This window comes from Aliicoccus persicus (genome assembly GCF_900110815.1).
Classification (GTDB): Bacteria; Bacillota; Bacilli; order Staphylococcales; family Salinicoccaceae; genus Aliicoccus; species Aliicoccus persicus.
The window spans coordinates 1-22,860 of record NZ_FOIT01000007.1; the positions used below are offsets into that span (position 1 = coordinate 1).

23 protein-coding genes, 1 rRNA gene, 1 other RNA gene and 1 riboswitch are annotated in these 22,860 nt (G+C 39.7%); of the genes, 13 read left to right on the forward strand and 12 right to left on the reverse strand.

Features of this window, described 5'->3' with window-relative positions; genetic code table 11:
• The 9 genes from BMW30_RS09355 to BMW30_RS10450 all read right to left on the reverse strand — a co-directional run.
• Nucleotides 1-368, reverse strand: a 16S ribosomal RNA gene (locus tag BMW30_RS09355); the annotation flags it as partial.
• A gap of 251 nt (nucleotides 369-619) precedes the next feature.
• Nucleotides 620-1,216, reverse strand: coding sequence for a recombination mediator RecR (recR, locus tag BMW30_RS09360; protein WP_091476360.1), 597 nt, complete (start codon nucleotides 1,214-1,216; stop codon nucleotides 620-622).
• Between the two features lies 1 nt (nucleotide 1,217).
• Nucleotides 1,218-1,538, reverse strand: coding sequence for a YbaB/EbfC family nucleoid-associated protein (locus tag BMW30_RS09365; RefSeq protein ID WP_091476362.1), 321 nt, complete (start codon nucleotides 1,536-1,538; stop codon nucleotides 1,218-1,220).
• A gap of 58 nt (nucleotides 1,539-1,596) precedes the next feature.
• Nucleotides 1,597-3,228, reverse strand: a complete 1,632-nt coding sequence (gene dnaX, locus BMW30_RS09370; protein ID WP_091476364.1) for a DNA polymerase III subunit gamma/tau — start codon at nucleotides 3,226-3,228, stop codon at nucleotides 1,597-1,599.
• Between the two features lie 115 nt (nucleotides 3,229-3,343).
• An RNA gene (gene ffs, locus BMW30_RS09375) (signal recognition particle sRNA large type) lies at nucleotides 3,344-3,609 on the reverse strand.
• Between the two features lie 61 nt (nucleotides 3,610-3,670).
• Nucleotides 3,671-4,243, reverse strand: a complete 573-nt coding sequence (locus BMW30_RS09380) for a DUF1307 domain-containing protein (protein WP_091476366.1) — start codon at nucleotides 4,241-4,243, stop codon at nucleotides 3,671-3,673.
• Nucleotides 4,244-4,353: 110 nt separating this feature from the next.
• Complete coding sequence (locus BMW30_RS09385; protein ID WP_091476368.1) at nucleotides 4,354-4,728, reverse strand: VOC family protein; 375 nt, start codon at nucleotides 4,726-4,728, stop codon at nucleotides 4,354-4,356.
• 12 nt (nucleotides 4,729-4,740) lie between these two features.
• Nucleotides 4,741-5,643 (reverse strand): hypothetical protein, encoded by a 903-nt coding sequence (locus BMW30_RS09390; RefSeq protein ID WP_091476371.1) that lies wholly within the window; start codon nucleotides 5,641-5,643, stop codon nucleotides 4,741-4,743.
• Nucleotides 5,644-5,673: 30 nt separating this feature from the next.
• Nucleotides 5,674-7,425, reverse strand: coding sequence for a hypothetical protein (locus BMW30_RS10450; protein WP_143249023.1), 1,752 nt, complete (start codon nucleotides 7,423-7,425; stop codon nucleotides 5,674-5,676).
• A 311-nt stretch (nucleotides 7,426-7,736) separates the two neighbouring features.
• On the opposite strand from BMW30_RS10450, the gene BMW30_RS09400 reads away from it, so the two are divergent.
• Nucleotides 7,737-9,146: an MDR family MFS transporter gene (locus tag BMW30_RS09400; protein ID WP_091476374.1), complete on the forward strand. Its 1,410-nt coding sequence runs from the start codon at nucleotides 7,737-7,739 to the stop codon at nucleotides 9,144-9,146.
• Between the two features lie 527 nt (nucleotides 9,147-9,673).
• On the opposite strand, the gene BMW30_RS10665 is transcribed toward BMW30_RS09400, so the two are convergent.
• A complete protein-coding gene (locus tag BMW30_RS10665; protein WP_180366283.1) occupies nucleotides 9,674-9,850 on the reverse strand; it encodes a hypothetical protein in 177 nt (58 codons plus the stop codon).
• 115 nt (nucleotides 9,851-9,965) lie between these two features.
• Between BMW30_RS10665 and BMW30_RS09405 the strand changes: the two genes are divergently transcribed.
• The 9 genes from BMW30_RS09405 (at nucleotide 9,966) to BMW30_RS09445 (ending at nucleotide 17,753) form a co-directional block, all read left to right on the forward strand.
• A complete protein-coding gene (locus BMW30_RS09405; RefSeq protein ID WP_091476376.1) occupies nucleotides 9,966-10,382 on the forward strand; it encodes a PPC domain-containing DNA-binding protein in 417 nt (138 codons plus the stop codon).
• Between the two features lie 429 nt (nucleotides 10,383-10,811).
• Nucleotides 10,812-11,816, forward strand: a complete 1,005-nt coding sequence (gene aroF, locus BMW30_RS09410) for a 3-deoxy-7-phosphoheptulonate synthase (RefSeq protein ID WP_245705677.1) — start codon at nucleotides 10,812-10,814, stop codon at nucleotides 11,814-11,816.
• A 12-nt stretch (nucleotides 11,817-11,828) separates the two neighbouring features.
• On the forward strand, nucleotides 11,829-12,650 hold the full coding sequence (locus BMW30_RS09415; RefSeq protein ID WP_091476379.1) for a prephenate dehydratase: 822 nt from the start codon (nucleotides 11,829-11,831) through the stop codon (nucleotides 12,648-12,650).
• Nucleotides 12,650-13,519, forward strand: coding sequence for a prephenate dehydrogenase (locus BMW30_RS09420; RefSeq protein ID WP_091476381.1), 870 nt, complete (start codon nucleotides 12,650-12,652; stop codon nucleotides 13,517-13,519). Before BMW30_RS09415 ends, BMW30_RS09420 begins: the two co-directional genes overlap by 1 nt.
• Before the next feature lie 5 nt (nucleotides 13,520-13,524).
• Entirely contained in the window at nucleotides 13,525-14,718 is a 1,194-nt protein-coding gene (locus BMW30_RS09425; protein WP_219314699.1) for an aminotransferase class I/II-fold pyridoxal phosphate-dependent enzyme, read from the forward strand.
• Nucleotides 14,696-14,971, forward strand: coding sequence for a chorismate mutase (locus BMW30_RS09430; protein ID WP_091476385.1), 276 nt, complete (start codon nucleotides 14,696-14,698; stop codon nucleotides 14,969-14,971). Before BMW30_RS09425 ends, BMW30_RS09430 begins: the two co-directional genes overlap by 23 nt.
• A 100-nt stretch (nucleotides 14,972-15,071) precedes the next feature.
• Nucleotides 15,072-15,971, forward strand: coding sequence for a PLP-dependent cysteine synthase family protein (locus BMW30_RS09435; RefSeq protein WP_219314700.1), 900 nt, complete (start codon nucleotides 15,072-15,074; stop codon nucleotides 15,969-15,971).
• Nucleotides 15,972-16,143: 172 nt separating this feature from the next.
• A complete protein-coding gene (locus BMW30_RS09440) occupies nucleotides 16,144-16,983 on the forward strand; it encodes a helix-turn-helix domain-containing protein (protein ID WP_180366284.1) in 840 nt (279 codons plus the stop codon).
• Nucleotides 16,984-17,162: 179 nt separating this feature from the next.
• Entirely contained in the window at nucleotides 17,163-17,753 is a 591-nt protein-coding gene (locus BMW30_RS09445; protein WP_091476389.1) for a YfbU family protein, read from the forward strand.
• Nucleotides 17,754-17,777: 24 nt separating this feature from the next.
• Here BMW30_RS09445 and BMW30_RS09450 read toward each other — a convergent pair whose 3' ends face one another.
• The gene (locus BMW30_RS09450) at nucleotides 17,778-18,203 is read right to left on the reverse strand and encodes a hypothetical protein (RefSeq protein ID WP_091476390.1); all 426 of its coding nucleotides are present in this window, start codon (nucleotides 18,201-18,203) and stop codon (nucleotides 17,778-17,780) included.
• 99 nt (nucleotides 18,204-18,302) lie between these two features.
• Nucleotides 18,303-18,656: a general stress protein gene (locus BMW30_RS09455; protein ID WP_091476391.1), complete on the reverse strand. Its 354-nt coding sequence runs from the start codon at nucleotides 18,654-18,656 to the stop codon at nucleotides 18,303-18,305.
• Nucleotides 18,657-18,749: 93 nt separating this feature from the next.
• Nucleotides 18,750-18,847, forward strand: a riboswitch (purine riboswitch).
• A 61-nt stretch (nucleotides 18,848-18,908) separates the two neighbouring features.
• Between BMW30_RS09455 and guaB the strand changes: the two genes are divergently transcribed.
• From guaB to BMW30_RS09470, 3 genes are all read left to right on the forward strand, one after another.
• Nucleotides 18,909-20,378 (forward strand): IMP dehydrogenase, encoded by a 1,470-nt coding sequence (guaB, locus tag BMW30_RS09460; RefSeq protein WP_091476393.1) that lies wholly within the window; start codon nucleotides 18,909-18,911, stop codon nucleotides 20,376-20,378.
• Between the two features lie 128 nt (nucleotides 20,379-20,506).
• Nucleotides 20,507-22,051: a glutamine-hydrolyzing GMP synthase gene (gene guaA / locus BMW30_RS09465; protein ID WP_091476397.1), complete on the forward strand. Its 1,545-nt coding sequence runs from the start codon at nucleotides 20,507-20,509 to the stop codon at nucleotides 22,049-22,051.
• A gap of 267 nt (nucleotides 22,052-22,318) precedes the next feature.
• Complete coding sequence (locus BMW30_RS09470; protein ID WP_091476400.1) at nucleotides 22,319-22,768, forward strand: hypothetical protein; 450 nt, start codon at nucleotides 22,319-22,321, stop codon at nucleotides 22,766-22,768.
• Nucleotides 22,769-22,860 lie beyond the last annotated feature (92 nt).

The window sequence follows — 22,860 nt, forward strand, 5'->3', positions numbered from 1 at the left end:
TCAGACTTGCGTCCATTGCGGAAGATTCCCTACTGCTGCCTCCCGTAGGAGTCTGGGCCGTGTCTCAGTCCCAGTGTGGCCGATCACCCTCTCAGGTCGGCTACGCATCGTCGCCTTGGTGAGCCACTACCTCACCAACTAGCTAATGCGCCGCAGGTCCATCCATCAGTGTCAGATAATCCGACTTTCATCCGTAGACATATCCGGTATTAGCCACCGTTTCCGGTGGTTATCCCAGGCTGATGGGCAGGTTACCCACGTGTTACTCACCCGTCCGCCACTCGACACCCGAAAGTGTCGCGTTCGACTTGCATGTATTAGGCACGCCGCCAGCGTTCATCCTGAGCCATGATCAAACTCTCCATATAATTAGTAAACTATATTTTAGTTTATAGCTCGTTTGCATTTTTTTACTTGGTTACCCCAAGTTGGTTATATACCAAAATTATTAGAATTAACGTTGACTTATTGTCATTCAGTTTTCAATGTGCAAATCCGCTTTTTCAAGCGTTTTGTAAGCACTCCAAAACGTTCTAGTTTTCTCGAGTGCTTTACTATAGTATCACGCTGAATTTTTTAATGCAAGCTTTTTATCTTTTTTCTTTTAAAGATTTTTCACTTATAGTTCTGTCCTGAATTCCATCGCTTTTGACAGTGTTACTTCGTCCGCATACTCAAGATCTCCTCCGACTGGTAGACCATGTGCGAGACGTGTAATTTTTAATCCGAGCGGCTTGACCAATCTCGAAATATACATCGCAGTTGATTCGCCTTCGATATTTGGATTTGTCGCCATAATAATTTCTTTTACTTCTTCATCTTTCAAGCGCTCGAGCAATTGCGGGACGTTGATATCTTCTGGGCCCACACCATCCATCGGGCTAATTGCCCCATGTAAGACGTGGTAAAGTCCTTTGTACTCACGCATTCTTTCCATCATGATGACATCTTTTGTCTCTTGCACAACGCAGATGACTGAGCGATCGCGCTCTTTATCCTTACATATATAACAAGGGTCAACTTCAGTTATATGTCCACAAGTCGAACAAAACGTCAGATCGCGTTTGACGTCCATCAGACTTTTAGAAAACTGTACGACATCTTCTTCCTTCATATTAAGAACATAAAACGCCAGGCGAGCGGCCGTCTTAGGTCCAATGCCTGGCAGTTTCATGAAGCTATCAATTAATTTTGATATTGGCGCAGGGTAGTGCATATTACATCATCCCTGGAATGTTAAGACCTTGTGTATGTTTTCCTAATCGTTCAGACGTCAGTGCATCTGCTTTGTTCATCGCTTCGTTGATCGCTGCAACGATTAAGTCTTGTAACATTTCTACATCATCAGGATCTACAACTTCCTCATCGATTTCTACGTCCATGACTTCTTTGTGCCCATTCATGACAACTTTGACCATACCGCCACCAGCAGTACCTTCAACTGTTTCTTCTTTTAATTTTTCTTGCTCTTCAGCCATTTTCTTTTGCATCTTCTGCATCTGTTTCATCATGCCTTGCATATTGTTCATTCCACGCATTACTTACAGCCCCTTAATGAGTTTTCTTATTAATCTATTCATATATTACATGACACAGCTATTCTGTTTCAACCATGTGACTTCCGAACATCTCTTTTGCGATGTCCGATGATTTTTTTTCTTGTTGTTGTGTACCTTGTTTCTGTTTCTTCTTATAATTTTCACGGAACACGTCAACTTGTTGTTGCCACTCTACATTTGGAATACCTCTGACTTCAATGTTACGGTCGATGACGCTCGCGATTGCTGACTCTATTCTTTTACGCTTTTCTTCATCACGATTTAATATGTCACTTTGGACACCGTTGTCGAAACCAATCAACACCGCTTCATCACTTGCCGCAACAGGTTGCGTATGTTCAATCATTGTAGATATTGAGAAATCTTGACTCTCGTTAACATGCGATAACACTTTCTGCCAATCCTGTTTCAATCGTTCCAAGTCTTCGCGGTTCGCATTGTTTAAAATCTTTTCAATTTCACGCTCAGTTAAACCGTTTTTCGTTGGCGTCACTTTTGGCTGTTGAACCGGTTCACTCGTCGGCTGCGCGTTGTTTTCAAGCATTTGCTCCAGCTGCCTAATTCGCGCTTCAAGTGGACCAAGGTCTACATTTGGAACATCTTGCTCTGTTGATGCTTTGATAACTTCTATCAATTTAATAATGACAACTTCCAAGTGCACACTTGTGTTAACTGAGAAGCGCATCATCACCATCGCATCATTCAGCACATTGATCATCTTATACATTGTTTCTTCACTCGTATTGAAAAATGCATCGCCATCTTGTAACTGATTGCTCGTTTTTAAAATAATACTATCTCGGATAAAATACACGAGTTCATGAATCAATCGCGTCGGATCTTTACCTTCATCAATCAACCGATGATACATTTCAAATGCTTCTTTTGATTTAGACGCTTCAATCAATTTCATCCATTCACTTAACTGGTCAGTTTTAATCCCACCCGTAATCATCACGACATCATCTAGCGTCACGTTCTCCTGACTATATGCCAGCACTTGATCAAGAATCGATAGTGCATCACGCATACCACCTTCAGCCGTTCTTGCAATGTAAGCAAGTGCCTCATCATCATACGCTACGCCTTCAGTAGAAGCAACGTGTTCTAGATGCGAGATAATTTCAGTATGTTCAATCGCTTTAAAGTCAAAGCGTTGTGTTCTGGATATGATGGTTGCTGGAATTTTATGTGGCTCCGTTGTCGCCAAGATAAAGATCGCATGCGCCGGTGGTTCTTCCAACGTCTTGAGCAGCGCGTTGAATGCACCGATTGTTAACATATGCACCTCGTCTATAATGTAAACTTTGAATGTTGCTTCTGTCGGTGCGTACTTAATTTTGTCACGGATATTTCTAATTTCATCGACACCGTTGTTTGATGCCGCGTCAATTTCCATCACGTCATTTGCTGACCCATCCGTTATACTCTCACAGATGTGACATGTGTTACACGGTTCTCCATTTGTCTGTTGTGGACAGTTCAAGGCTTTTGCAAAGACTTTTGCAATGCTCGTTTTACCCGTACCTCGCGGCCCACTAAATAAGTAAGCATGCGATTTTTTATCGCGTATAATCGCATTTTTCAGAGTTTTGGTGACATGTTTCTGTCCAACGACATCGTTAAATGTCTGCGGCCTAAACGCACGGTACAACGCTTGATACTCCATAAAACGACTCCTCCACACAGATATTATTATGTTCATAATTATAACATAGTCGGTGTATTTCTCTCTCTTTAAACAAGAAAAAACTCCGTCCTATGGACGAAGTTTAATTATGTAGCCGTGCACCGTTATCTCGACAGCCACATCAAGCGTTACTTCTATACCTCGCTCAAGTTCGGCAACCCTACGGCACATAAGATGAGTTGCTTAATGCTGCTACCTTCCGGTCCTGACATGGTTCACAACGTCCTATTGCATAGGACCGAACTCTCAACACGAGAATATAAAAGGCAGACCATAATGTGGACAGCCTCAAAAACGGATCTAGGCCCTGCTAGAGCGGATTGCAGGTACAGGGTTCCGCTACTCCCCCACTTAGCACGGTATTTAACATAATATCAAAGTAAAAGTTCAAATGCAATTGATTCATGAGCAGTTTATACAATTAATCTTGAATATGTGTATAACCTTCGTCAATAAAGAATTCAATCGCATCTTCAACCGTTGTATCGCGCGTTAGAATCGGTATTTCATTCATAAACAAGCTATTTAACGTTTCTATTTCATCACGTTGGTTACGGTAGTCGATGATCATTTTCTCAGTACCACCGACGTAAATTAACTCTGTCTCATATGTGACATCATAGATGCTTGAATAGTCTGCTGTTAGGTTCGCTTCCTCTTCTGTTGCACTTTCAAGCGTTAGCCCAACATCTTCAAAGTTTGCTGAGTTCTCTGTTGTTTGTTGTAACACAACGTTATCTTCAAATTCTAAAGTTACATTCGATGTCACTCCAGATTCAACACGTTCAAATTTCTCAAGACCTAAGCCTTGGTATTCTTCCGGAATGTCTTCAACTGGTTCTGTATCTTCAGCATCTTCAGAAACTTTTGTTTCTTCTGTATCACTTGCTGCTTCATCCGTATCTAATGTAATTGGGTCACGATCATTCGAATCATTATTACACCCTACAATGAAGAAAACTGATACGAGCATAAGCATTAATAATTTTCTCATAAGTACTTCCTTTCAATAATATCTCTACAAATACCTACCTAGTATAGAGATTAATTATTGCAAAGGAAAGTGAATTGCATTACATTTGTATAACATTTTTTTACAATAAACTATTCAAATTCTAATTCTTTTGCTTCTTTAATACGGAAAACATACTGGTCAGGATCGTTAAATGTGAACGTACGAACGCCATTTACTTCCTCTACATTGCCAACAGTCAAAGTCTCACTTAACGTTTCATATACTTCGTCAAAACGCATCGTATTGAAAATGAGCATTGGTGCTACTTGTTTCACACCATTCTGCTTTTGGAGTACGAGTGTCGTTTCTGCATTTAAATGTGCGCCGACTTCAACGACCGGTTCATTCGTTTCAGAAGCTGTCGTGCGATTGACAATAACAAATCCTAGCTTTTCTTCCCAAAACTTTGCTGATGCTTCCTCATCACTAACAGCTAAAACCACTTGACTTAAATTTCTGATCATCTGATTCACTCCTTATTCTTCTGATTCTGTTTCTTCTGTATCTTCAGCTTCATCATCTTCTTCATATTCAAATGCATTTTCATCGTACATCTCATCTAGATTTTCATACATGTCATGATCGTAGTAATACGTATAATATTCTGTGCGATATGACTGTTCATCGACATTGTTCACTGCATCTGTAACAAGGCCGTTGTAATCAATACGTGACGTTTCCTTTTTGATGAGAACAATATATGAATACTCGAAACTATCCTCGACAAGCGAGTCCAGCGACCAACCCGATTGCGTTAAGAATTGGTTCTCTAACTCAGGTAATGCTTCAGAAACAAAAATAAAATACTCAACATTTTCATAAATATCAAATGCATCAATATTACTTGCTAAATTTTCGTAAATATTGTCGTAACGCTCAATCATAATATCGTCATCTGTAAAACCTGATGTCGTATAATCAATAAATGACCCTGAGACAGTATCATATAAATACATCTCATTATTAATAGAGTTCATATATGATTGTGGTGCTAAAATATTACGCTCACTATCTGTACGATACCGTTCCACTTCCAACTGTGAGCCCTCTTCATGGACCAATGATTGAGTGAACGTCGTCGTTACAAGCGATTCATCAACCGGTGTGTCACCCTCTGTGACTTGACCTGAGTAAAAGCTAGAAAAAGCTAAATACGTACTCACATCTTCCGCCTCTGCTAAAACATCTTCTATGTCTTCTTCAAATGGCGTCGCACCATTCATCAGTTCTAATAACCATTCAATTTCTTCAGATTCAGGCGTGAAGTTGACTATCGATTCTTCGACCTCATCATCCGTTTCTTCTTCTTGTGCATATGCAGTCGTAGATAAAACACCTACACACAGTACACAAGAGAGTGTATAAATTAATTTCTTCATATGTAATGCCTCCACAATTTCTAACAATCATTATTTATCTACCGAAATAATAACATAACCTAAGCCCACATATTCATCAATTACATCATTCATCCGTCTGTCTTCACTATCCTCATCAACAGAATTCAAGAGACCCGCTTCAAATTTAAGTTCTATTTGACCATGATGTGCATGCTCTAAAATCACCTGTGTCGATTCTGAACTCACTTCATTCGGATGATAACGGTACCCCTCCTCAATCAATGTCTGATGCACATTTGAAAGACGATAGCTCATATATATAGGTAATAACTCTTCGGCGATAGGAATATAAGACTCTGGTAATGAGAATGCAGTGTAGTCAATCCCAACTTGATAATATATCGTATCCTCATTACTCGATACGCTACTATTATAACCAGAAATATTATCCATCAGTTGATACCGATTGTATTCCTCTTCTAATCGAAACGCCAAATCAAATGGTGTTTCAGTATGTTCCATATAAATGTGAGATATAACACCATCTTGATGAATGATATTGATCTTTGCATCCGAATCTTGATACACGGCAACATTGCCATAGCTTGAGTATTGATGCAGTGAGACACTATCTCCAAATTCATTTGGAATTTCTTCTTCAATAATTTCTTCATCTGGTGCGTCATCAAGTTCTTCTGTTATATCTTCTTGCTCTTCAGATTCTTCCTCGGTCTCTTCGACTTCATCAGGTTCAATGTCTTCATTTATTATTTCTTGTTCTTCTGATTCTTCTTCAATAATTTCTTCTTCCAGCTCGTCTTCAATCTCTTCATCTAACTCTTCCTCAGGCGCTTCGATTATATCATCTACAATATCCGGATAATTCTCTTCAAGGGCAATCTCTGAAGCATCGTTATATAGTTGCTCGAAATCAATACTTGAGTTTCTATCAAACTCAGGAGAATTATTCGTGTGTCGAATCACTTCATAACCCCGAGAAATATAATTGTTGACTCTCTCTTCAACGGCGTCCACACCATTTGGATAACGCGTATAATATTCCGCTTCATCAAGGTTATACAAATTCATAAAAAACGTTTGGGGAGATAATAAGTAAAACCTAACTTCTGTTGTCTCTCCTAAAAACTCATCTTCAACATAATAATTGTATGCATACCCTTCACTGTTGACGCGTTGTCTATGATTTTCGGCATATTGAATGAAATCATCAACAGTTTCAAAACCGTAATATTCAAGTGATGGTTCCAACAACGATGTCATAATAAATATTCGCTCACCGATGTAATCTATTTCAACACGATTAAACAATGTGTCATCTTCATATTCCAAAACGATATTTCCACTTACATATAAATCATCCGTTAAAATAAAATTCTCTTCAGCCGGGTATCGATCTGTACGAGTGAACCCCTGTTGAATCAGCGTGTTGATTTGTTCGGTAAGACTCAAATGTTCAGATGTGACACCAAAATCAACAACTAACAATTCTTCAATAATACTCGGTGTTATTGAGTAAAAGTGTTTGAATCCATCTCTACTATTATAATTTTGCGAGCGAACGCCCATAGCGATATTCGCTAAGCTTTCACTTTCAAACTGCTGGTATTGATACGTCGTTCTACTTGCTGTAGACATTCGACTGACAGTGTCTCCATTTGCAACGATCTCTGTAAATATCGTTGCGTCTTCAGTTTCTAACTTAAATAAATAAGATTCTGCATCCGTTGCTTTAACATGTGTTGCAAACAGAAGTACGATCAGAACAGAAGAAAATAAGGCGATAAAAAATCGAATGAGCAATGAATAGCCTCCGTTCAAAGTTGAGTTATGTTTAATTATAATAGGAATATTTAAAAATAGAAGTGTAATAAGTAAATATTTCTGTCGATAAAATACGTCTAATGTTTACATAATTGTGAGTATTTTGGATGAAACTGGATATAGCTTTCAAAAACATCAAAAATTGAGATAAGTGGTTTAGATTATGTCTACAAAAATAAAGTTATAAAAAGTAAAACTTACATATTGAGTATGTACCATTTCACATCTTTGTCATACTTTAATTCTTACGTGTATAATAGACATATTATATTTCTAAAAGGTTGTTACATATGGAAATTTCTAAGCCAGAGAGACGTTTTATCATTTCGATTATTGTCGTAAGTGCGATCGTTGTTATCCTCAATCAAACCTTACTTCTTACGGCAATTCCTGAAATCATGAATGATTTGAATATTGAATTTGCTCAGGCGCAGTGGTTAAATACGGCGTTCTTTTTAGTGAACGGTATTATGATTCCGGTCTCAGCATTTTTCATAAATAAATTTACGACTCGTTCGCTCTTTTTAGTTGCGATGGGTATTTTTATGACAGGTACTTTAATCGCAGCACTATCTAGTGATTATTTTGTCTTGCTTGCAGGTCGTATTATTCAAGCGATTTCCGCTGGTATTATGATGCCGTTGACTCAAGTCATTTTACTTAATCTATTCCCTGTTTCTAAGCGAGGAAGAGCGATGGGTTTATTCGGTATGGTCATCGGTGTTGCACCAGCTGTTGGTCCTGTACTCGGTGGTTTTGTTGTTCAATCATTCGAATGGAGCATGTTGTTCTGGATCGTCTTACCGATCGCTGCTGCAAACTTTATCTTCGCGGCATTTACGATGCGTAATGTCACAACCCAGACAAATCCGAAATTCGATTTATTGAGTTTAGTTCTTTCTATATTAGGTTTCGGTAGTTTGTTATATGGATTTTCAGCAGCAGGTACGATGGGCTGGTCTGATCCATTCGTAATCGGTTCACTTATTTTTGGAGCAATTCTCGTCTCTGTATTTGTCAGACGTCAATTGAATCTTGAACAACCGATTTTGCAATTACGCGTGATGAAATCTCGTGCATTCACATTGAGTTCGGTCATTGCGATTGTCTTTTTCACATCGATTATTAGTGGAAATAATATACTGCCTGTCTTTATGCAAGAGATGCTCGATTACACACCACTTGAATCTGGTCTTGCAATTTTACCAGGGGCATTCATCATGGGACTGATCATGCCGATTGCAGGTTACATATTTGATAGATATGGTATTAAGTACCTGACCATTCTTGGCTCAGGCATGCTGCTTATCACATCAGTCATGATGGCATTTTTAGATGAAAATTCTTCATTCTGGGCGATTACGATTATTTATACATTACGACTCGTGTCCGTCGGCTTTGCAATGATGCCACTTACAACTTATGCGATGAACTCGATCAGCAACCGTTTGATTCCAGATGGTACCGCACTGAACAATACGATGCGCCAGATTGGAGCGTCACTATTCACTGCGATTATGGTAACGATTATGACATTGATACCCGCGTCAATCGATGGCGCGTCGCCGAGCATTGAATCTCAAGTGTTGGGTGTAAATGCGACCTTCTTATTCAGTGGATTCTTGGCATTACTCGCACTGATCATGGCATTTTTCTTAAAAGAATTGAAAGATATTCCCGAAGAGGATATTGTGGAATAGTTTTTGTTTTAAATATAGAGAAACGGATTTGGAATTAGTAAGATAAAGTTCCAAATCCTTTTTTGTGGTTTTTAGGGGTTTTGAGTGACTGTGAGCGAGGCTCATTGGCGCGTAAATCAATCTGCGTGTCTGTGAGCGAACCTCATTGGAACGTAAATCAATCTGCGTGTCTGTGAGCGAACTTCATTGGAACGTAAATCCGCTTGCGTGTCTGTGAGCGAGTTTCATTGGAACGCAAATCAATCTACGTGTCTGTGAGCGAACCTCATTGACGCGTAAATCAATCTGCGTGTCCGTGAGCGAGGCTCATTGGAACGTAAACCCGTTTGCGTGTCTGTGAGCGAACTTCATTGGAACGTAAATCCGTTTGCGTGTCTGTGAGCGAGTTTCATTGGCACGAAAACTACCAAAATCCACTCCATCTGCCAATTCACAGCGTTTTCACATACCGAATTGGCAACAAAAAGAAAAACCTGCCAATTCACAGCAATTTCACACCCCGAATTGGCAGGCACTCCTCAAACAACCTACTCTTTATTCTTTTTAACTTCTTCTTCTCGCTCTACTTCTCGTTTCAATTCACCATCTGGGGGACTATCTGCTGGGACGTCCTCTTTGATTGGTCTATCTCCGCGACGCTCATTCAATTTTCGCTCATCTTCTTTTGTTGTCATGCGTTTATCTTCATCATTACGTTTATTCATCTCTATCACTCCTTAATTATATATTCCACCTAAACCAAGCAATGAAACGCTTTTGTTATTTTATAAATGGTCGTATGATAAAAGACAAGACTAAAAAGAAAGTAGTGATATTGAAATGAAGACGTTTGAATCTGGCAATACGGTGTTGTTGGTGCTTGAGATTGGTGAAGATATTAACGAAAGTTTAGAAAAGCTATCCGAGCAATACGGAAATAAGTTTGCAACGATTTCTGGCATTGGCGCGTGCGACCTAGTTTCCCTAAATTTTTATGATATTAAAACGAAGAAGTATTATGAGAAAGTTCTAGAAGAAGATGTTGAATTGATCAGCTTGATGGGTAACTTGACGCTGAAAGACGGCAAGCCGTTCGCACACATTCACGGTACTTTCGGTGATGATAAATACCAAACTTGGAGTGGTCATGTTTCAAAAGCGATTGTTTCGGTCACTGCTGAAATTGTTGTGACTTTCACGGATATGCAGGTTTCTCGCGAGTTGAATGAAGATGTCGGTATCTATTTAATCCCATAACTCTTTTAGCTTTTATACTGTACGCACTATATTTTATGTATTTATCGTAAGTATTGTAAAAGTTTTGTAAATATTTTGACTTTTCAAAATATACGTACTATGATTGCAATTATAATATTAAAGAACAGAGGTCGTTCATTATGCAGCACATTCATTTAACGACAACTCAATCGTTTTATTTTAGCTATTTTAGATAGAGTTTGTATCTAGTTTTCATAGATGCAAACTGAGTTTGTATCTATGATGGCTAATTGTAATGCAATTGTTGCCACATAGATTGAAAAAATCTAATGTAGGCAACAAATAAGATGAACCATACTCTTAAATGTATAAGAGAACCCTACTTAGATTTTTTATAACAATCTAGGTGGGGTTCTTTTTTATTATATAAAAATGATAAAACCCGGAGGCGAAGGAGTCATGATTATTATGTTAAAACAGAATCACACGAAGGAACAAAGGGAATCTCTACTGGAAGCATTAAGGGAATACAACGTGCAGGTCCACAAGGTGCAAGGTGAATCTCGTGAAATTATCGGTCTTGTTGGGGAAACGAACCGCATTTCCACTGACTCGATCAGTAAGTTTGATGCAGTTGAACGTATTGAGCGTATTGCTGAACCTTACAAACAAGCGAGTCGTTCGTTCCAATCAAAAGATACGATCGTCGATGTGGATGGTGTAAAAGTTGGTGGCGGTCATTTCATGATTGCAGCGGGTCCTTGTTCAGTAGAAGATGAAGATTTAATGGTCGAAACGGCGATTAAATTAAAAGCCATGGGTGCCAACATGTTCCGTGGTGGTGCATTTAAACCGAGAACGTCTCCATACAGTTTCCAAGGTCTTGGTAAAGAAGGGTTACGTCGCTTACAAGTGGCAAAGCAGGAAACTGGATTACCAATCGTCTCTGAACTCATGAGCGCAGATAATTTAGATATGTTCGTAGAAAATGTCGATTTAATTCAAATTGGTACACGTAACATGCAAAACTTCTCACTATTAAAAGAGCTTGGGAAAATTGACAAGCCAATTCTATTGAAACGCGGTCTAACGGCAACGTACGAAGAGTGGTTGATGTCTGCGGAATACATTATGGCTGGCGGAAACACGAACGTCATTTTATGTGAACGTGGAATTCGTACATTTGAAACAGGCACTAGAAATACATTGGATTTACAAGCGGTCCCTTACTTGAAATCAAAAACACACTTGCCGATTGTGATCGATCCATCGCATGCAGCGGGTATTCGTGATTTTGTCACACCGATGAGTAAGGCTGCGATTGTCAGCGGTGCTGATGGCCTCGTTATCGAAGCACATCCAAATCCAGAGAAAGCATGGAGTGATGGGCAGCAAACTGTTTCTTTAGAAACATTTGAATCACTCGTACGTGCATCGAAACCATTACTCGACTTAGAACAACTGCAAATTTAATGAGGTGAGCACATGAATATTGGGTATCTAGGTATACCTGGATCGTATAGTGAAACAGCACTTACTGAATATTTACCAGCAGGTGCAAGTAAAACAAATGTTGAATCGTTTGATTCATTGGTGGCTATGCTTAAGTCCGGCGAGCTTTCTCATATTATTTTACCAGTCGAGAATTCAACAACGGGAATGATTACACGCACGATGGATTTACTCAAATATGAGAATGTGTACATCGTCGATGAATGGTACTTGCCGATTGAAAATCATCTGTGGGCAAAGTCGAAAATGGATTTGTCTGAACTGACGCATGTCTATTCTCATCCAGAAGCATTTACACAAACCGAGGATTATTTTAAAGATTATCCGAACATCAAACGCGTGAGTTATACGGACACTGCAAATGCTGCACGTCATGTTGCAGAATCAGATCAAACGACATATGCGGCACTCGCGGGTGATCGTGCAGGTCGCTTAAACGGCCTCGTAAAAATTGCCAGTGACATTAACTCTGAACAAGCAAACACGACACGGTTTTTTATCTTGTCGACGAAGAAAAATGAAGAACTCGGCGCACTCAGTTATTTTTATATCGAAACACCGCATAAACCGGGTGCCCTGCTGAAACTATTAAATATTTTTGATGAACACAAATGTAACTTGCTCAGTTTGAACTCACGACCGATTCAAAACAAACCATTTCGCTATGGATTTTTCATTGAAGTAGATATTTTAGACACGAATTTAGGTGCACTCATCAATACGTTAAAAACTGAATCCACATATCATCATACGTTTGGATCATTTAATCCATTTAGAGGAAAGGAGTCACCTTAATGAAACATATTGCGCTCGTCGGTCTAGGTGTCATCGGTGGTACATTTGCAAAAGCCATTGATGCACATATGCCGAACACTTTTAAAGTGACAGCGATAGATAAAAACGAAGAAACGCTCGCTCGTGCGAAAGAAGACGGCGTTATCCAGCATGGTGAGGTGACGAACCAGACGATTTTACAAGATGCAGATCTCGTCATTATTTCACTTTATCCGAAAGTCTTGAAGACATTTTTAGAAACGCATGCACAGGACTTTAAGCCCGGTGCTATCGTTACTGAGACGTCTGGTATAAAACAAACGATGCTTGATTTTATTGCGCCACATATCCCGTCGCATGTTGATTTTATCTTTGGACATCCGATGGCTGGACGTGAAAAACAAGGTTACAACTATGCCGATGCCGCCGTGTTTAATAAAGCGAACTATTTGATTACACCGACGGAACTGAACGACAGAAAAAACATCGAAGAATTCACTAATTTTCTTAAGTCAATCGGTTTTGGACGCGTGTCTGAAGTAACGCCGCGTATGCACGATACGATGATTGGTTACACGAGTCAGCTGACGCATGCAATTGCAGTGGCACTGATGAACAGCGATGATACGAGTCGTGAAACATACAAGTACGTCGGCGATAGTTTCCGTGATTTAACGCGTATTGCGAACATTAACGAGTATTTATGGACGGAATTATTTTTAGAAAATAAAGAAGCATTGCTTGAGTCTTTCGATACTTTTGAGGCAGAGATGCAACGATTAAAAACGGCCATTCAAAATGATGAGGTTGAAAACATGTATGATATCTTCCGTCAATCATCAGAGCGCCGCTTAGCATTTGAGAAATCCGATTCAAAAAGAAAGGACTGATGGAGATGTCATCGCATATTACATTCAACAAAAATCTAGCGAACATCGAAGGCTCGCTTATACGTACATTAGATGCAGAGATGCAGAAGATTCCGGATATGGTTCGCCTCACGCTTGGGCAACCGGACTTCAACACGCCGAGGCATATTAAAAATCGTGCGATTGAAGCGCTCGAAAAGAATCTAACAACGTACACACCGAGTCAAGGAACACCTGATTTACTTAATGCTTCCAGTCATTTTATGAAAGAGAAATATGACGTAACTTATGATCCAAACACTGATATCTTAACGACCAATGGTGCAACAGAAGCATTGACCGCTTCACTGTTAGCCATCATTAACCCAGGCGATAAAGTTCTGATTCCATCACCATTTTTCACACTCTATGAATCTATCGTCGAGATGGCAGGCGGCGTTCCGGTCTTTATCGATACGGTAAAAACGGAATTTATGTTAAAACCAGAATCGATACATGAAGCGATGACTGAACATGACAATGTCGTCGGCATCGTACTGAATTTCCCGAACAACCCGACAGGTGTCACTTGGATGGAAGATGAATGCAAACAAATTGCGGATGCACTGCGGAAGTATCCACAGCTCTGTGTCATCAGTGACGAGATTTATAGCGAGTTCGTCTACACGGGAAAACACGTATCAATCGGTCGATTTCTGAAGGACCAATCAGTCGTGATTAATGGATTATCTAAGTCACACGCGATGACTGGATGGCGCATCGGATTTACGTTTGCACCAGCACACATTACGCGTGAGATTATGAAAGTCCATCAAAACATGGTGACGAACGTCAACTCTATCGCACAATATGCAGCGACATTTGCGATGTCTGATGGCATTGATGATGCGGATCCGATGCGTGAAGAATACCGCACGCGACGCGACATTTTCTGCAACGCGTTGACGGAACTCGGATTTAAAATCGCTGAACCGAATGGTGCATTCTATATATTCGCCAAAATTCCCGATGGCAGCAACCAAGACAGCATGGCATTCGCGCTTGATTTAGCAAAACAAGCACAGGTTGCAGTCGTACCCGGAATCGCCTTTGGTGCAGCCGGCGAAGGATACATCCGACTCAGTTACGCCGCAAGTATTGAAATGATAGAAAAAGCCATTGAGCGAATATCGGGTTATATGAAGGGAGGCGTTACCCATGAACAATCAAGCATTCAATAGCTTGCGAAAGGAAGTCTCTGATTTAAATTTAGAGCTCTTAGAACTGCTCTTTAAGCGTGGTAAAGCAGTTGAGAAGCTGGGAGATTTTAAGCGCTCACACGGATTACCTGTATTCGATCCTGAAAGAGAACAACAAATACTAGATGGCATAGAACATATGGAACACGCACCCTACCCGCTTGAGAGCATCCAAAAAATTTACAAAGCAATCTTTGATGCGTCAAAAGATATTCAACATTTAGCGAGAAAATAGTGATTGATCAAATACTTGTTAAAACGCTTTCAACATAGTCGTATACCTATGGTATAATTAAGAAATTGATTGAACAAAATACTATGTTGAGGTGTCGGACGTGTCAAAAATTGAGAATTTAACAGGTAGTGTGAAAGACCGCATGGCGTTTCATATTTTAAAAGAAGCCATGAAACGCGGCGAACTAAAACCTGGCGATCGCTTCGCTGAGGCAACGAGTGGAAATACAGGGATTGCAATGTGTGCACTCGGCGCATACTTAAAGCATCCTGTCACAATTTTCATGCCTGACTGGATGAGTAAAGAACGCCGTGATTTAATTGCGAGTTTTGGTGCTGAAATCAGACTCGTTTCAAGTGAAGAAGGCGGATTTTTAGGCAGTATTAAAATGGCAGATGAAATGGCAGAAAATAATGAAAATGTCTTCTTACCCCATCAGTTTGATAATGACGACAACATGTGGGGACAATACCACGGTCTCGGTCAAGAACTCATCTCACAGCTTGAATCGCTCGGCAAAAAAGTAGATGGGTTTGTAGCAGGCGTCGGTACTGGCGGTGTCGTCATGGGCGTCGGTCGTGCGCTACGTGAAGTCAATCCAGAGGCTGTTATCCATCCGCTGGAGCCTGCAGAATCTCCAACACTATCTACAGGAACGAAAGTCGGATCACACCGTATCGCAGGTATTAGTGATGAGTTCATTCCTTCAATATGTAAGTTAAAAGATTTAAATGAAGTAATCACCGTAAGCGATGGTGATAGCATCATCATGGCACAAAAACTTGCCGCTTCAGGACTAGGCGTCGGCATATCATCCGGGGCGAATTTTATCGGCACTGTGAAGATGATGCAAAACTTACCAGATGGTGCCGTTGCAACAACAGTATTCTCTGACGATAACAAGAAATATCTCTCAAGTGATTTAATGAAAGAAGAACCGATTAAAGCAGAATATCTTTCGCCGGATATCGAGATTTTAGATATTCAAATTCATCGCTAACTTAAAATAAAAGTACTTAGACATTTTGGCTCACGCTCCAAGATGTCTAAGTATTTTTTTGTTTGTAAACCTTATGTAAAATTTAATAAGAATTGGATAATTTTAGGATATAATCGATTGTATTTCATATAATGGTATTGAAATTCACTATCAAATGGAGCGCAACATTCAAATGAATAACATCGGCATCAAAATTAAAGAACGACGTAAACTTATGGCACTGTCACAAACACAACTCGCAGCGCGTGCGCACGTTTCACAAACGATGATCAGTCGACTGGAAAATCAGGATAATACCATCCCGCTCGAACACTTTATCTCCATCATCAATGTGCTGAGCATTGATGTGACAGAAGTTGTGCCAAATGCGACGACTGAAAAAGTGTTAATTGCAATGCATATGCTGGATTCGGCACGTGCGACTCGAGATTTAAAAAGCATACGTCACATCCTGAATAGTCATCCAATCAGCTTTTGGAACAAAAGTCCGGAACTTCAAATTTATAAGACGTGGCATGAAGCCATTATCGATTACCATAATGGTGATGTTGCGGATGCAATTTCAAAGATAAAACGCCTGATTAACCAGTATATGGATATCCCTGGCTGTTACGAAATCATGGCACAAGTGTTGAATAATTATGGCAACATATTAACCGAGCCGGAACAGAGAGTGCGCGTGTATACACATGCTAAGAAAATGTTCCTAAAAAGTGCGCAGCAAAACTACAAAACGTACATCAATATACTGGTGAACCTTGCCAATCTGTACTGTGAGATGAGCAACTATAAGCAGTCGCTGCGTCATGTGAACGAAGGCTACAAAGTACTGCATTCACAACACTCAACATTTCACTTGACGAAGCTGATTATCATCGAATGTAACGCACATCATTTCCAGAAAAATTACAGCAAGTGTATGGAAATCCTAATGGGTGCCCAAACTATATTTATGCTCTCAGAACAATTGGAACTATGGCAACGATACAAAGAATTATTCACTGGCGAATAATGATGTTGATTAGACTTCCTTAATTTTACATGTCTTTATAAACTGTATTTGCACAACATAGCTGTGTAATAGAATGCAAACGGAGGTTAATTTAATGAAACATTTAAACAGTAAACGTCTCATGATTACGAGTTTTATCGTTTTTACTACTTTCGTCGGAGTTGCTAGCTCACCTGAAAATGAACCAACTGAATGTTACTGTATCGATTATGTCTGGTAAAGATCTCATGTTGCAACACCCTTTTAACCGCTTACTATTATTACACTCTCTACAAATGAAACACATTTTAAATCAGACGCTAAAAGAGGATATTAAATTCTATCAAGATGTATTAATCAATGGGATTGAATCTGAATATAATAGTATTTACGATGAAATCTCAACAGAAGATGCGACGATTTCTGTCGCAGTCACAGATGAAGTGTGCGAAATCATTCGTATGTTTGAAGCGATTCACCATGCGCTTGAAAACAATTGTCATTCCATTCAACGCCTTGGATTTATCGATGACTATATTTATAGTTTCAATGGATTCAATGGGAAGAATCCAGAAGAACGCGCGCACTTTATCTACTTGAGGTTTTATATGGAGTACCACCCTTGCACATTGCCGATAAAAGACACGAACTTCCTTTCGCTAAAACAATATCGAATGATGCTTGATAGGTATAAGCCGTACAAGACAAGTAAAGAATTGACAATTGACCAGCTAGAGCACATTTGCTTTACATATTCCGATATCAATTTCCCAGGAATTGCGGTCCGATGAAGGAATGAAGCATTTTTTACAGATTTAAACCCGCATGTTGGACTGTCGTTGATGATTGTCTGATGGGCGGGTTGTCTTTGTTGGATCGAGAGGGATATTGATGATGAAATTTGCGCCAGCTTGGTTTTTCTTGGGCTGACGCACACTTTTGATCTCGAACTGTGCGGCAGCTCGGGTTTTTTGGAGTTGCCGCACACTTTTGATCTCGAACTGTGCGGCAGCTCGGGTTTTCTTGTGCTGACGCACACTTTTGTTCTTAAACTGTGCGACAGCTCGGGTTTTCTTGTGCTGACGCACACTTTTGATCTCGAACTGTGCGGCAGCTCGGGTTTTCTTGAGCTGACGCACACTTTTGATCTCGAACTGTGCGACAGCTCGGGTTTTTTGGAGCTGTCGCACACTTTTGATTTCGAACTGTGCGGCAGCTCGGGTTTTCTTATGCTGACGCACAATTTATGATTTATGTGTTACTCAATCCCTTGATTTGTTATTGGGAGTAACACTTCACGTCAACAACTCAAAATGTTCGAAAGCACCAATCACCAACCCCTACTCCGCTTCATCTCTCTCATTCATCTGACTCTCTCGCCTCTTCAAATCCTCAGGGTCAACGACGACTAAGTACTGGCCATCTTCAACATCTTTCAAGTAAGTCTCGATATCCTCATCACTGAATCGATGATCTCTTAAAAAGCTCTCACCCTGTGCTTCCTTAGAAAAGAATGCTTTTAATTGATTTTCTACCAAATGATAGTGCACCTTTACACCTGTATATTTCAACGCATCAAAGTCTGTGTCTTCGGTTATTAAATGTATATCTTCCTCAAAGTAACCTTCTTCTTTCAATCGTTCAAAATATTGAAGGACTTCTTCCTGAGTATTAAAAAATTCAAAATAATTCACAAAACTTCCTCCTTTTCACTGAAATTATTTTTGTACTATACTATATGTGTACCCAAAGTAAATAAAACTTGAACACAAATCACTCTTTTGTTATCATATTAAATTAACTTATTTCATATATTCATAAGATAAGGTTATGAGTCTCTACGCTTTACCTTAAATAAAGCACTATGAAGTACACTCTGGATTTTATTCAATTAATTTCATAATTATTTATTTAAGGCACTAAAATTTTATAGGGGGAAATTTGGAATGTGGGAGAATAAGTTTCAAAAGGAAGGTTTAACGTTTGATGACGTTTTATTAGTGCCAGCGAAGTCAGAAGTATTACCAAACAACGTGGATCTTACGGTTAAGTTATCAGATAAGATTACATTGAACACTCCGATTCTCAGTGCTGGAATGGACACTGTCACTGAGTCGAAAATGGCGATTGCAATTGCACGTCAAGGTGGACTGGGTGTCATCCACAAAAATATGTCGATTGAACAGCAAGCTGAGGAAGTTACAATTGTTAAACGTTCTGAAAATGGTGTCATTAAAAACCCATTTTTCTTAACAAAAGAAGAGCAAGTATTTGCAGCGGAGCATTTGATGGGTAAATACCGTATTTCTGGTGTGCCAATCGTCAACAATCCTGAGGATAAAAAACTCATCGGTATCATTACAAACCGTGACTTACGTTTTGTTGAGGATTACTCAATTTTAATCGAAGAAGTCATGACACAAGAGGGATTAGTGACTGCACCAGTCGGCACAAGCTTAAAGGATGCTGAGAAAATTCTTCAGAAACACCGCATCGAAAAGCTTCCACTTGTCGACGATGATGGAACGCTTCAAGGTTTAATCACGATCAAAGATATAGAAAAAGTGATTGAATTCCCTAATGCGGCAAAAGATGATCAAGGTCGCCTACTCGTCGCTGCTGCTGTTGGTGTTGCAAAAGAAACTTCAGTACGTGTTGCTGAACTTGTTAAAGCAGGTGTGGACGCACTTGTCATCGATACAGCACATGGACATTCGGCTGGGGTTTTATCGGTAATAAAAGGTATTCGAGATGAATATCCTGACGTTACAATCATCGCAGGAAACGTTGCGACGGCAGAAGGAACGGCTGCGCTATATGATGCGGGCGTTGACGTCGTGAAAGTTGGTATCGGACCAGGTTCAATCTGTACGACACGCGTTGTTGCAGGTGTTGGTGTGCCGCAGATTACGGCTGTCTATGATGCAGCAACAGAAGCGAGAAAACGTGGTAAAACGATCATCGCGGATGGTGGTATTAAATTATCTGGTGATATCGCGAAAGCACTTGCAGCGGGTGGACACGCAGTCATGCTCGGTAGCTTACTTGCAGGAACAGATGAATCACCTGGCGAAACGGAAATCTTCCAAGGCCGTCGCTATAAAACTTACCGCGGTATGGGCTCACTTGGTGCAATGGAAAAAGGTTCAAAAGACCGTTACTTCCAAGAAGATAGTGAAGCGAAGAAATTCGTTCCAGAAGGAATCGAAGGACGTATCGCATACAAAGGACCCGTGGCAGATACTGTCTACCAACTGATGGGCGGACTCCGTTCAGGTATGGGTTATACAGGTTCAAAAGACCTCGAAGCACTGCGTGAAGAGGCGCAATTTGTAAAAATTACAAATGCGGGATTGATTGAGTCACACCCACATAACGTTCAAATTACAAAAGAATCACCGAACTATTCAAGATAGTCATATTCTATTTCGACAGCATACGACGTAATTTGTACGAAAGTCTTGTACAATAATCATGTATGCTGTCATTTTATTCTGATAAAATTAATACATAAGTAACGATTGATAAGAATGGAGATAAAACAATGGAAATGGCATTCGAGCAAGAACTGATCTTAGTCATTGATTATGGTAGCCAGTTTAACCAACTCGTCACACGACGTATTCGTGACTTAGGTGTATATAGTGAATTACATAATCCAAGTATCACTTTAGAAGAAATTAAAGCGCTCAATCCGAAAGGCATCGTGCTCTCAGGTGGACCGAAGTCTGTTTATAAAGATGATGCTTACACAGTAGATCCTGAAATTTTCAACCTTGGCATCCCTGTCCTAGGCATCTGCTACGGCATGCAGCTCATGATGCATAATCTCGGCGGTGTAGTTGTCGCGTCTAAAACAAGAGAATTTGGCCAGACGGTTGTCTCTTTAGATACTGAAAAACCAATCTTTAAAGACCTTCAAAATCAAGAAAAACTACTCATGAGCCACAGCGATAAAGTAACGAAAATCCCGGAAGACTTCATTAAAATTGCAGAGACTACAAATTGCGAATTTGCTGCAGTTCAACATAAAACACTGCCTCTATTCGGTGTGCAGTTCCACCCGGAATCAAAGCACTCGATCAATGGTGATACGTTCATCAAAACGTTCATCCGTGACATAGCAGGGTGCAGTGGCGAATGGTCAATGGAGAACTTTATTGATATTGAAATCGAGAAAATCCGTGAGCAAGTTGGTGACAAAAAAGTACTATGTGCAATGAGCGGTGGCGTGGATTCATCAGTAACAGCAGTGTTGATTCACCGTGCAATCGGTGACCAATTGACATGTATTTTTGTCGACCATGGCCTATTGCGTAAAGGCGAAGGCGACATGGTTATGGAACAGTTTGGTGAAGGATTCAATATGAACATCATACGCATCGATGCGAAAGACCGCTTCCTATCAAAACTAAAAGGTGTGTCAGACCCAGAGCAAAAACGTAAAATTATCGGTAATGAATTCATCTATGTCTTTGATGATGAAGCAGGTAAATTAACAGATGTTGATTTCCTTGCACAAGGGACTCTGTATACAGATATCATTGAATCAGGTACAGAAACTGCACAGACGATTAAATCTCACCACAACGTCGGTGGATTGCCTGAGGATATGCAGTTCGAACTGATCGAACCACTGAACACATTGTTTAAAGATGAAGTCCGTGCACTCGGAATTGAGCTTGGTATTCCAGAACATTTAGTATGGAGACAACCATTCCCAGGACCAGGACTCGGCATACGCGTGCTTGGAGAAATTACTGAAGATAAATTATCAATCGTGCGAGAGAGCGATGCGATTTTAAGAGAAGAAATTGCAAATGCAGGACTCGAGCGAGAAATTTGGCAGTACTTCACTGTGTTACCAGACATCCGTTCCGTCGGTGTAATGGGAGACTATCGTACGTATGACCATACCGTTGGTATCCGTGCAGTCACATCGATCGACGGCATGACGAGTGACTTCGCTCGTATAGATTGGGAAATACTAGAGAAAATTTCAAAACGAATTGTCAATGAAGTCGAAGGCGTCAACCGCATCGTCTATGATGTGACGAGTAAGCCACCAGCAACGATTGAGTGGGAATAAAAATAAGCGATATCTCAATCGACTTACCTTGATTTAGATGGATTTAGAGAGATGTTATTTGTTAAGACCAATATTTATTAATATAGTTCCCTGCCATTATCCCTGCCACTGTAAAGTTTCAACCAAACATAAGGAAATAATTAGACAAGCTATTTAACGAAGACTCATCAAACGAGAGTGTAAAATATTTTGTGTAAATAGAAAAAAGGAAGTCCCTTCTGTAGAATAGAGTTACCACACTAAATTCACAGAAAAGAGGACTTCCCTATGAACAATCTTACTACAGATATCTTACAGACTCTAGCTACAAAAGGTGATTTGAACGAATGTAACAAAGTTCTTTATGCAATTAATAGAGCCATTGATGTTCTAACTCCTACTAAGTTAAGACTTACTTATATTTTTTATTACTATTTGAGTGATAATATAGAGGATTTGAATACATATTTCAATTTAAACTTAAGTATTAATACGAGATGGAAAAATAAAGACTTAAGAGACTCAATGGCCCATTATGGATTAGGAAAAATATTAAGAAATGATACAGACCTTGAGGATGTATATGGAGGAATAACTAATAAACTTTTAGGTATTTCTTGGGACGAACTTTTTATAGAAATTGATAATGAGATTATGTTATTCGCGAGTGAATTAAATACAGTTATAAACGATAAAAATATTAAACACAAATATATTGCTAGAAACCGAATTGAATAAAAAGACTTGTCAAAATCGGAAGGTTTTATAGAAGAAACTTTTGTAGTGAATAAGAACCTTATTTAGTTGTTCTGTGGAGAACCTTATCATAA